This is a genomic window from Microbispora sp. NBRC 16548, assembly GCF_030268985.1.
GTDB classification, from domain to species: domain Bacteria; phylum Actinomycetota; class Actinomycetes; order Streptosporangiales; family Streptosporangiaceae; genus Microbispora; species Microbispora catharanthi.
Genome location: NZ_BSSF01000001.1, coordinates 1 through 11,570, shown reverse-complemented (window position 1 = coordinate 11,570; position 11,570 = coordinate 1). Strand labels below are relative to the sequence as shown.

10 protein-coding genes and 1 rRNA gene are annotated in these 11,570 nt (G+C 70.8%); all 11 read right to left on the bottom strand.

Translation table 11 applies throughout. The features are described 5' to 3' along the window. Positions 1-54: 54 nt before the first annotated feature. A complete protein-coding gene (locus tag QSK36_RS00055) occupies positions 55-303 on the bottom strand; it encodes a hypothetical protein (protein ID WP_139576230.1) in 249 nt (82 codons plus the stop codon). Between the two features lie 129 nt (positions 304-432). Next, positions 433-1,605 carry a rod shape-determining protein RodA gene (gene rodA / locus QSK36_RS00050; protein ID WP_183544204.1) on the bottom strand — a complete coding sequence of 391 codons (1,173 nt, stop codon included), beginning with the start codon at positions 1,603-1,605 and terminating at the stop codon, positions 433-435. A gap of 12 nt (positions 1,606-1,617) precedes the next feature. Next, positions 1,618-3,672 carry a penicillin-binding protein 2 gene (mrdA, locus tag QSK36_RS00045; RefSeq protein WP_285780889.1) on the bottom strand — a complete coding sequence of 685 codons (2,055 nt, stop codon included), beginning with the start codon at positions 3,670-3,672 and terminating at the stop codon, positions 1,618-1,620. Beyond that, the gene (mreD, locus tag QSK36_RS00040) at positions 3,669-4,187 is read right to left on the bottom strand and encodes a rod shape-determining protein MreD (RefSeq protein WP_139576227.1); all 519 of its coding nucleotides are present in this window, start codon (positions 4,185-4,187) and stop codon (positions 3,669-3,671) included. Before mreD ends, mrdA begins: the two co-directional genes overlap by 4 nt. Before the next feature lie 3 nt (positions 4,188-4,190). Next, positions 4,191-5,459, bottom strand: a complete 1,269-nt coding sequence (gene mreC / locus QSK36_RS00035) for a rod shape-determining protein MreC (RefSeq protein WP_285780888.1) — start codon at positions 5,457-5,459, stop codon at positions 4,191-4,193. Positions 5,460-5,467: 8 nt separating this feature from the next. Next, complete coding sequence (locus tag QSK36_RS00030; protein WP_139576225.1) at positions 5,468-6,499, bottom strand: rod shape-determining protein; 1,032 nt, start codon at positions 6,497-6,499, stop codon at positions 5,468-5,470. Positions 6,500-6,718: 219 nt separating this feature from the next. Then, a complete protein-coding gene (gene ndk / locus QSK36_RS00025) occupies positions 6,719-7,129 on the bottom strand; it encodes a nucleoside-diphosphate kinase (protein WP_030505860.1) in 411 nt (136 codons plus the stop codon). Between the two features lie 272 nt (positions 7,130-7,401). Next, positions 7,402-8,925 carry a hypothetical protein gene (locus QSK36_RS00020; protein ID WP_285780887.1) on the bottom strand — a complete coding sequence of 508 codons (1,524 nt, stop codon included), beginning with the start codon at positions 8,923-8,925 and terminating at the stop codon, positions 7,402-7,404. An 11-nt stretch (positions 8,926-8,936) separates the two neighbouring features. Beyond that, positions 8,937-9,287, bottom strand: a complete 351-nt coding sequence (locus QSK36_RS00015; RefSeq protein WP_285780886.1) for a DUF4233 domain-containing protein — start codon at positions 9,285-9,287, stop codon at positions 8,937-8,939. Continuing rightward, positions 9,284-10,567: a bifunctional folylpolyglutamate synthase/dihydrofolate synthase gene (locus tag QSK36_RS00010; RefSeq protein ID WP_183544609.1), complete on the bottom strand. Its 1,284-nt coding sequence runs from the start codon at positions 10,565-10,567 to the stop codon at positions 9,284-9,286. The genes QSK36_RS00015 and QSK36_RS00010 overlap by 4 nt, the downstream gene beginning before the upstream one ends. Before the next feature lie 886 nt (positions 10,568-11,453). Next, positions 11,454-11,570 (bottom strand): 5S ribosomal RNA (gene rrf, locus QSK36_RS00005).

The following is an 11,570-nucleotide window of genomic DNA, read 5'->3' as shown; positions in this document are numbered from 1 at the left end:
CGGCTCTCCCAGTGGTGACACCCGCACGCTAACGCCCTACATGTCACGAACCGGTCACCTCGCGCACTGCGAGTCGCTCTCCTCCAGCCGGAGAGGAACGACCGTCCCGCCGCGGCGCAACTGGGCTGTGAACAGCTGACCGCACAGGCTGGCCGGCGTCTGGGCGAACCACACCGTCGGCGGGTCGCCCGCGGCCGCGGCGGCCCACCGTCCGCCGCCGTACACGATCCGGTAGTCGGGGAAGGCCCTGCGTAGCAGGTCAAGGGCGCGCTCGCGCTCCCGCACCTCGTCGTCCGGAGTCACGGTTCCTCCGTAATGGTTCGTTCAACCCCCGAACCTGTTCTGTTCCCATGATGTTCGCCGCGTGGAGCGGACACCAGTGAGAGCCGGGGTCCGCCACCCTGCGGACGGCTCTCATGCGGGCGGCACAGGTCACACGGGCCGCGACCTGAGGTGGATCGCCTGCAGGATGGCCACCGCCGTCATGTTCGCGAACGTCGCCGTGCCGCCGTAGGAGACGAACGGCAGCGGCACTCCGGTGATCGGCATGATGCCGATGGTCATGCCGACGTTGACGAGCGTCTGGAAGGCCAGCCACGCGATGATGCCGCCGGAGACGAGCGCGCTGAACCGGTCGCCGCACATCCGGGCGATCCGCACGCCGCGCAGCAGCACCACGCCGAGCAGTGCGACCACGGTGACCGACCCGACGAAGCCGAGCTCCTCGCCCGCGACGGTGAAGATGAAGTCGGTGTGCTGCTCGGGCACGAAGCGTCCCGTGGTCTGTCCGCCGTGGAACAGGCCCTTGCCGAACACCTCTCCCGACCCGATCGCCACCAGCGCCTGCGTGCTGTTGTAGCCCACGCCGCGCGGGTCGCTCGACGGGTCGATGAGCGCGGTGAACCGCGCCACCTGATAAGGCTTGAGCAGCCCCAGCGACCACACCGCCATCGCCGCGAGGGCCGCGAGCAGCACCCCGGCCCCCACCCAGCGCTTGCGTATCCCGGCGAAGACGATCATCGCGCCGGTCGTCGCCATCAGCACCATCGTGGTGCCCAGGTCGGGCTGCAGCATGACCAGCGCCGCCGCCGCGCCCGCCGCCGCGACGGACAGCGCGAGACCGGAGGCCCTCGGCCGGTCCTTTTTCTTCCCCTTCTCGGACGTCGGGGCCAGCAGCCGCGCCAGCATCACCACCAGCGCCGGCTTCATCAGCTCGGCCGGCTGCAGGGCGAAGCCCCCGCCCAGCAGGATCCACGAGTGGTGGCCGTTGATCGTCGATCCCATCGGGCTGATGACCAGGATCAGCCCGACGACGGCGATGCCGTACAGGACCGGCGCGTACGTGCGCAGCCAGCGGTAGTCGGTCACCGCGACCGCGCTGTAGAGGGCCAGGCCGATGAGCAGGTTGAGCACGTGCTTCTTGGCCATGCCCGTCGGCTCGATCGACGACCACGTCCGGGTGGCCGACCACACCAGCAGCGTGCCGACCGCGCTGAGCGCGACCACCGCGCCGAACAGCAGCCAGTCCATCCGCCAGACGACCGATCCCCGGCCGACGACACGGCTCGCGAACGACCTCCGCCGTACCCCGATGGCTTCAGTCATGGCAGGTCCGCCTCACTGCGTTTCGCGGCTGATGGCCGGCAGCCGCGTCACCGGTTTGCCGTCCGGAAGCGCCGGCTTGAGCGGCTTGCCGTCGTCCCCCTTGCCGAGGCCGAAGATCCCCTCCCAGATGCGCCGCACGGCGGGCGCGGCGGTCGAGGCGCCGAAGCCGCCCTGCGCCACCATGACCACGGTGACCAGCCGCGGATTGTCCGCGGGCGCGAAGGACGCGAACCACGACGTGTCCTCCTTGCCGTAGACCTCCGCCGTACCGGTCTTGCCGCCGACCTTGACGATGTTCATCGGGAACCCGCGGAACGCGCCCGCGGCCGTGCCGTCCGAGGGCACCTCGCTGAGCGCCTTGCGGATGTAGGTGCGGGTCTCGTCGTTGACCGGCAGGTGCCCCACGATCGGGACCGGGATCTCCTGCTTAAGGGTGCCGTCCGGGCGCATCAGCGCCCAGCCGACACGCGGGCTGCGCACGTTGCCGTCGCCCAGCAGCGCCGCGTACGCCCGAGCGAGCTGGAGGGGGGTGACCAGGACGTCGCCCTGGCCGATCGAGAGGTTGACCGCCTCGTAGGCGTGGAAGATCATGCCCTCCAGGCAGTTCTCGTTGGCCAGGCGCTTGGCGAACGCGGCCCGGCTCTGGTCCTTCATATCCGGGTAGCCGATCTTGGCCCGCTTGCACATCTCCGACTTGGTGGAGTTGTACAGGTCGAGCTTCCACGCCCGGGTCGGAATCCGGCCCGCGGACTCGCCGGGCAGGTCGATGCCGGTGCGCTTGCCGAAGCCGTAGGCCTTGGCCATGGTCGGCATCGGCTCCTTGACCTTGGCCTTGGGCGTCTTGCCGCCGTCGCGCAGCCACTCCTCGTACCCGGCCTTGTAGAACACGGTGTCGCACGACTTGACCAGCGCCTCGTGCAACGAGATCGCGCCCAGGCTCATGCCGCCCGCGTTCGGGTACGACCGGCCCTCGACGTTGTAGGAACTCGGGCACTGGTAGGTGCCGTGCAGGGGCTCTCCGTCGGCGACCATCGCCGACGCCGAGCTGATCTTGAAGGTCGAACCCGGGGCGTACTCGCCGGCGATCGCCCGCGACACCAGCGGCTTGCCCGACTTGTCCGACAGCAGCCGCCGATAGTCCTTCTCCGCGATGCCTCCCGTCCAGACCCTGGGGTCGTACGTCGGCCGGCTGGCCATCGCGATCACGCGGCCGGTCTTCACGTCGAGCACCACACCGGCGGCGCCGTCCGAGTTCGGCACCTCCCGCATGGCCTGGTCGAGCGACTTCTCGACGACGCGCTGCACGTTGGCGTCGATGCTGGTCACCAGGATGTCGCCGGGGACCGCGTCGGACTGCTGGTTGACCGTGATGACCTTGCCCATCCGGTCGACCTGGACGTTGCGCAGGCCGGGCGCGCCGCGCAGGGCGGAGTCGTAGGTGCGCTCCAGTCCGTCGCGGCCGGTGAGGTCGACGCCCGAGTAGTTGGCCTTGAGACCCTCGCGCTTTTCCAGCTCGCTCTGCGTCACCGGCTGCAGGTAGCCGAGGAGCTGGGCGGCGTCCTTGCCGTTGGGATAGTCGCGGATCGCCTGGATGTCGGCCGTGACGCCGGGGAAGTCCTCCTGGCGTTCCAGGATCTGCAGAGCCGCCCGCGGGTTGACGTTGTTGGCGACCGGGATCGGCGTGTACGGCGAGCCGGGCCAGCACGGGCGGCTGATGCCGGGGCCGCACGCCCGGATCTCCTGCTTCAGCTTCGACAGCGGCACCTTCAGCACGGTGGACAGCCGGCGCAGGACGGCGTCGCCGCCGTCCGGCATCCGCTCCAGCCGGCCGCGGTCCACGGAGACCACCAGCGTCGTGCGGTTGCGCACGAGCGGGCGCCCGGAGGAGTCGAGGATCGCCCCCCGCAGGGCGGGGACCCGCACCTCGCGGGTGCGCGTCTCGGTCGCGACCGTGACGAACCGCGACCCCTGCACCACCTGGACCTGCCACAGCCGGACGACAAGCACCACGATCATGGCGATGACCAGCACCTGCAGGACGAGCAGGCGTCCGCGCAAACGTGTCATGCCGTCCCCCGTCTCCAGCTCGGCACGAGCTCGCCACCACCGGCGCGCCTGCGGTGGCCGCCGTGCGTGACCTTGACCGCCCAGAGCACCAGCGGAGCGGCCACGAGATTGCAGATCGCGGCCCGGGGCCATGCCGTGGCCAGCACCGGCCAGGTGACCCCCGGGGCGCCGATCAGCGCGCCCAGACCCGCCAGCATGCCGGGCGCGACCACGGCGCACGCCGCCACCGCGGGCAGCGGCACCCGCTCTCCCACTCGCCCGGCCGCGTAGCCGAGGGCGCACAGCACCAGCGCGTACTGGCCCAGCGTGTGGTTGGAGGGAGGCAGCAGGTCGTAGGCGAGCCCTCCACAGAAGCCGATCACCGCACCCGGCACGGGCCCGCGCCTGGTGGCGAGCGCGGCGACCGTCAACAGCACCAGGTCGGGCGCCCAGGAGAACAACAGCCGGTTGACCACGCTGACCTGGAGCACCAGAGCGACGAAGAGCAGCAACGCGGCGAGGAGGTTGCGGGCCATCGGTCAGTTCCTCCCACCGCGGCCGTCGTCCGCCGCGGCGCCATCGTGCTGCCGAGGCGCGTTGCGCGGCTCTCCGGCGGCGGGCCGTTCACGGGCGGCGGGCGGCTCCTGGGCGTGCTGCTCCTGGGTGTACTGCTCTTGGGCGTACTGGTCTTGGGCGTACTGGTCTTGGGCGTACTGCTCCCCGTCCACGGCCTGCGTGCCGTGCCGGCCGCGCCGCTCCCGCGCGGCCTCGGGCCGGGCCTCGCGCGTCTGCCGGTCGGTCGTGGCCCGCGACTCGTCGCCCGCGCCGCGGCCCCGGTCGCCGAGCCCCCACTCGGCCTCCAGCGAGGCGCGCCCCTGTCCGCGGCCGTCGCCGCCGCGCCGCTGGTCCTCGCGCGGCGGCTTCGGCGGTGGCGGCTTCGGCGGCAGCACCGCGTCGCGCGGATCACGCTTCGGCGCCGCGACCACCACGCCGACGACGTCCAGCGAGGAGAAGTCGGTGAAGGGCCGCCCGTAGGCCGTCCTGGTCACCTCACCCGGCGTGTTGTCCACCCGCTCGACCACGCCGATCGGCACTCCCGGCACGTACGGCTTGCTCTGCTGAGAACCGAACGAGACGATCCGGCGGCCCACGCCGATCGGCACGGTGGAGTCGAGCAGGCGGAACCTGATGAGGTTGCCACCGCCGCCCGCCTCGCCGAGGCCGCTCACGACGCCGAGCTCGTTGCCACCCTCCAGCCTGGCCCCGGCCGACAGGGCCGGGTCGGTCAGCAGGGCTACCGTCGAGCCGGCCGGGCCTGTCTGGACGACGCGGCCGACCAGCCCGGCATCGCTGAGCACCGTCATGTCGGGCCGGATCCCGTCGCCGGTGCCGGCGTCGATCTCGACCGTGTCCTCGAAACCTGCCACCGTACGCCGCGCGACGACCTGGGCCGGCACGATGCGGTAGCGGCCGAGCCCCGCCAGCCCGAGCATGCGGTCCAGCTTCTCGGCCCGCCCCTTGTCGAGCCGCTGCGCCGACATCTCGTCCCGTAGCCGCGCGTTCTCCTTGCGCAGGTCGGCGATGGCGCGCTGCGCGGAGGGCGCGTCGCGCAGCATGCCGACGAATCCGGTGATCGGCCGCGTGACGGCGGCGCCGACGCGCTCGACCTTCCCGAACACGGCGCCCGCGAAGTCGCGCACCGGGCCGAGGACGTGGTTGTTCCCGGCCCGGTGATCCACCGTGATGAGGATCAGCGCCACGGCGAGGAGGAGTCCGAGCATGAGACGGGCGCGGCGGGTGTCTCTCATGACGCTCCTTAGTTGCGGGGCTCCGGCACGAGCACCTGCTGGAGGGCTTCAAAGTCCTCCACGCACCGCCCGGAGCCGAGCGCGACCGAGTCGAGCGCGTTCTCGGCCAGGTGGACCGGCATGCCGGTCTCCTCGCGCAACCGGTCGACCATGCCGCGCAACAGGGCGCCGCCACCGGTCACGGCGATCCCCCGGTCCATGAGGTCACCGGAGAGCTCCGGCGGGCACTTGTCCAGCGTCGACTTCACCGCGTCGACGATCGCGTTGACCGGCTCGGCGATCGACCTGCGGATCTCCTCGGCGCTGATGACGACCGTCTTCGGCAGGCCGCTGACCAGGTCGCGCCCGCGCACCTCGGCGTGGAAGTCCTCGCCCGTGACGCAGGCGGACCCGACGGCGATCTTGACCTCCTCCGCCGTGCGCTCGCCCAGCATCAGCGAGTACTCCTTCTTGGTGAAGGCGATGACCGCCTGGTCGAGTTCGTCGCCCCCGACGCGGATCGACTGGCTGGTCACGATGCCGCCCATCGAGATGATGGCCACCTCGGTGGTGCCGCCGCCGATGTCGACGACCATGTTCCCGGTCGGCTCGTGGACCGGCAGGCCGGCTCCGATCGCGGCCGCCATCGGTTCCTCGATGATGTACACGCGGCGGGCCCCGGCCTGGTAGCCCGCTTCCTTCACAGCGCGTTGCTCCACAGCGGTGATGCCACTCGGCACGGCCACGATGATGCGCGGGCGCACGAAGTGCCGCCGTTTGTGGATCTTCTGGATGAAGTACCGCAGCATTCGCTCGGTCACATCGAAATCCGCGATGACACCGTCCCTCAGGGGACGGATCGCGACGATGTTTCCGGGCGTCCGCCCGATCATCCGCTTCGCTTCTATCCCAACTGCCACGATCTTTCCTGTCGTGACGTTGATGGCGACGACGGACGGCTCGTTCAGGACGATGCCGCGCCCTCGGACGTAGACGAGAGTGTTCGCCGTGCCAAGGTCGACAGCCATGTCACGGCCCAGGAATGTCAGCTTGCTGCCCATGCGGAAGGAAGCCTTCCTTCAGGTGGTTAGCGGTTACCGGGTTCAGCGGGAGTGCGGGATGACGCATCGCATTCGAATCGTAACGGCACGTGCTCATGACTGGGCACATCGAGCTCTCAAGCCCCCGGAAAAACCGCTGTCCCCCGACCTAAGCTCGGTCACCACCTGGAAAAACACGAGAGGCCCCGGTTTAAACCGGGGCCTCTCGTGTGGCAAGGACTAGAAACGGTCCGGAAAGAAAATCTTGATTTCCCGGGCGGCCGACTCCGGCGAATCGGAGCCGTGGACGACGTTCTCGCCGATCTCCAGGGCGTGGTCGCCGCGGATGGTGCCGGGCGCGGACTTCACCGGGTCGGTCAGGCCGGCCAGGGCGCGGAACGCCTCGACGGCCCGGGGGCCCTCGAGCACCATCGCGACCAGCGGGCCGCCGGTGATGAACTCCACCAGCTCGCCGAAGAACGGACGCTCGGAGTGCTCGGCGTAGTGGGCCTTGGCCGTCTCGGCGTCGAGCGTGCGCAGGTCCATCGCCACGATCTTGAGGCCCTTGCGCTCGATGCGGCCGATGACGTCCCCGATGAGGCCGCGACGGACCCCGTCGGGCTTGATCAGGACAAGCGTACGCTCGGACACGGTCTTTTCTCCTAAAGTCGTTTGACTCGCCGTACACGGTGGCCCGGCGGATCGCGGGCCCACTCGTCAGCGCCTGGGGAGCTTCAGCTGGGAAGCTCCGGCGCAACGGCAGCTTACCGGTCCGGGAACGCCGCTCCGATCGGACAAGTCCGGTGTCGGCGGGTCTGTGGCGGCGGATCTGTGGCTGCCGGAGCGGAGCGTCCGGGACGGCGTCCCCGTGCGTGGCTGTGTGCGCGGCGGTATGTGCGGCGGTGTCAGTGTGCGGCGCGGTGTCAGTGTGCGGGGCCGGCGTCCCTGGGGATGTTGTCGTCCTCCTCCGGCGAGGGGGTCGGCGCGGGGATCACCACCTCACCGTCCGCCGACGCGGCGGCTGCCCGCCGGGTCAGGACGGAGGAAAGCACGATCACTCCGACCACGACGAACCCACCGACGAGCGCCCATATGTGCAGCGCGTCGATGAACCCGTCGACCAGGGCGTTCCCGTCGCCCTGCGCGGTCTCCGCGGCGTCGCGCAGCCGGTTCACCTGGATGCCGGTGCCGAGCAGGAAGCCCGCGAGCACGGCCGGGAAGCACAGCGACAGCCCCAGCATCGCCGATCCGAGACCCGCCGTGCGGAACGCGCCGACCAGCGCCACCGCCGACCCGGCGGCCAGCAGGACGAACGGCACCACCAGCGGCGTGCCCGACGGCGCCGGGACCAGCAGCCTGATCGCGGCCAGCCCCGCGACGACGGCCGCGAGACCGAGGACCGTCATCCGGGCCGCGAGCGCCTCGGGCGCCCTCCCCGTGAGGACGGCGCCCACGAGCGCGGTCACCGCGGCCACCAGGAACGGCACCCACAGGCCCTTGAGGCCGGGACCGCCCAGAGGGCCGCCGAGCTCGATGTAGGTCATCTGCGCGGCGGTCGGCAGCACCACCAGCCCCACCGCGACGTTGACGAAGGCGAGCGTACGGCCGCCGGGCCCCTCGAACGTGCCGAGCGCCGCGAGGGCCAGCATCGCCACCACCACGACCGCCGCGGCGACGACGACCAGGCGCGGCGGCCAGTCGAAGGTGATCCCGACGCCCAGCACCGCGATGGCCGCGGCGGGCACGATGGCCAGCGCGAGCCGCCCGCGCTCCGCCGACGTCGGCCGGCCCGCGGGCAGGATCTCCCCCTCGGCCCGCGTCCCGCCGTCGCCGGAGATCATCCAAAGCACCAGGTATGCCGCGGCGAGGGCCAGCGCCACCCCGGTGAGCAGCGGGTACGGCTGGAGAGTGACCTGCCAGGAGGACACGTCGCGGATCGCCCACAGGGCGAGGGCCTGGGCCGACAGCAGCGAGGCGGCGAGCGTGCCCGCCCAGATCGGCAGCAGCACCCGGTGCCGGGGACGCTCGGCGACCGCGACCAGAGTGGCCGGCACGAGCATGCCCGCGCCGATCCCGTGAAGCACCCGCAGCACGCCGACGAGCGCGACGGTGTCGGTGTACCCCCCGGCGACGTCGGCGAGGGCGAGCAGCGTGAGCCCCGCCACGAGGATCGGCGCCGCGCGGAACCTGCGCACCGCGACCGCGGCGAGCGGCACGGTCACCAGCATCGCGGGCAGCGCCAGGCCGTGCGCGCGGATCATGTCGACCTGCGACACGCCCGGCGGCAGCAGCGCCGCCACGACGGAGATCGTGTTCGGGATGGCGACGAGCGCGAGAGGAAGGGCCACCAGGGTGAGCAGCCCGATAACGACGTCGACCAGCAGAGGGACGCGCACGGCACGGACCGGCACGGCGGTCCGTGCCTGCGGTACGGGAGGGACGGCCATGGTTGCCGACTTTAGCGCTTCGTCGTCCCTTCGACACGGCGAGCGACGAAGATGGCCGTTATCCACAGGGCGGCGAAGATCACCCCGAGGAAGAACATGACCGGGACCAGGAATCCTGTGGCGATTGTCAGAATTTCAAGCACAGTGCCCGCAATGTACGCGTGCGGGCGCTTCAGCATGCCGGCGACGATCACGCACAGGACGGCCAGCCCGAGTCCGACGGTCAGCGCGAGCGGCGTGGACACGTGGTTGATGGTGATCGCGACCGGGCTGATGAGCGCGACGACGATCGCCTGCATCCCGAGGACGGTCGCGCAGAGCCGGCGCATGCCGGGAGTCACCTCGAACACGGCGCTGCTCATTTGGCGGCCTTGAGGAGGACGCGCGCGTCCCCCGCGGTCACGACCGAACCGGTGATGAGGACGCCGGAGCCGAACTCGTCGCCCTGGTCGGCCAGCGCGATGCCCCTGTCGATGGCGTCGTCGAGCCGGTCCTCGATGTGGACGCGATCCTGGCCGAACACGGCCTCCGCCCGGGCCGCGAGGTCGTCCGGGCTCAGCGAGCGGGGAGAGGAGTTGCGGGTGACCACGATCTCCTCGGCCACCGGTTCCAGCAGGTCCAAAATCGTGTCCACGTCCTTGTCCGCCATCACGGCCATCACGGCGACGAGCCGGGTGAACCCGAACGCCTCGGTCAGGGCCTCGACCGTGGCCTCCATGCCCGCGGGGTTGTGCGCCGCGTCGATCAGGACGGTCGGGCCCCGCCGTACGATCTCCAGCCGCCCGGGGCTGCTCACCTGGGCGAAGGCCTGCCGTACGACCTCCTCGCCCAGCGGGTCGTCGCCGGCCGTCAGCGCCTCCACTGCGGCCAGGGCGCCCGCGGCGTTGCCCGCCTGGTGCGCGCCGTACAACGGCAGGAACACGTCCTCGTACACGCCTTTCAAGCCCCTGAGCTGCAGCATCTGACCGCCCATGGCGAGCTCGCGATTCAGCACCCCGAACTCCAGCCCTTCGCGGGCGACCACCGCACCGACCTCGGCCGCGCGCCGCATCAGCACCTCGGCGGCCGGCAGCGCCTGCTGTGCCAGCATGGCCGTCGCCTTCGGCTTGATGATGCCGGCCTTCTCACCGGCGATCGTCGCGATGTCCGGACCGAGGTAGTCCGTGTGATCGAGCGAAATGGGCGTGATGACGGCAACCGTTCCGTCGGCGACGTTCGTCGCGTCCCAGGTGCCCCCCATGCCGGTCTCGACCACGGCGACGTCCACGGGAGCGTCCGCGAACGCGGCGAACGCCATCGCCGTCAGCACCTCGAAGAAACTCAGCTTGCCCACCCTCGCGTCGATCATCTCGAGGTAGGGGGCGATGTCCTGGTACACCTCGACGAACCGCTCCTCCGACAGGGGCTCGCCGTCGATCGAGATGCGCTCGCGCATCGACTGCAGATGAGGGCTCGTGTAGCGGCCCACCCGCAGGTTACGCTCGCGCAGCAGAGCCTCGACCATGCGCGCGGTGCTCGTCTTCCCGTTGGTGCCCGCGATATGAACGACCTTGTACGAGTGCTGGGGGTCGCCGAGGATCTCCATCAGCGCGGTGATCCGGTCAAGAGTGGGGCTGAAATCCCACTCCACTCCCCGTGCCATGATCGCTTGCTCGACGGCTCGATATTCCACGACCCTCAGCGTACGGGAACTCGTGGCCACCCCTTCACGAGGTGGTACGCGGTGCGGGTGATACGAGCACGGGGTGGTCCACGCACGGGCAGCGGGTGGGATGTCGCCGCATCAGTTGACGACGTGTCGCGGTGGGCGCGATTGTGCGCGGCGTCGTTGTGGTGGGACGAGAAGTCTTGGGGCGTGGGGGCCTTGACCGGGCGGGTTGGGACATCCCGCGCTCGGGGCGGGAGGACTTGTGGTGGGGGTGGCCGGGTTTGTTGGCGGTCGGGTGGGTTGGGGTCGGGTGGGTCGGGGTCGGTGGGGTTGGGACGTCACTGCGCCGGTCGGAAGGTCCGGTCCTCGCGAAGCCCGCTCCGCTGGGCCTTCGCTGCGGTCCTCCCTCCCGCCCGCTCCGCTCCTCCCGGGCCGCTGCTCACGCCCACCCCGGGGCGGCCCATCGCCCCTGCTCGCCCCCACCCCTGCTTGCCCCGCACTCCTCCTCGGTCTTCGGGCCGGCTGGCTACCCGTATCAGGCCCAGCCTGCTGGCAGCGTGCGGTCGCACCCCCGGGGAACAGCATCAACCGCACCCCACTCAGGCCGGCAGGCATCGCAGGCCAGGGCGCCAGGCACGTCACGCCACGCCACGCCACGACCGAGACCCCCCGCGCCCCCGCCGTGATGACCCCCCGCGGTCGGCCCCTGGACATGCGAAAGCCCCGGCCAACCACAGCCGGGGCACCCCACACCACCAACACACCACACACACCCGCACACGCCGTCCGGGACACCCGCCGACGAGCCGGCACACAGAAGGGGAAAATCCCCCGGAAATGCGGAAGGGCCACCCCATAGGGGTGGCCCTCCACAAAGATTGTCCGGCGGTGTCCTACTCTCCCACACCGTCCCCGGTGCAGTACCATCGGCGCTGACAGGCTTAACTTCCGGGTTCGGAATGTAACCGGGTGTTTCCCTGCCGCTATGACCGCCGTA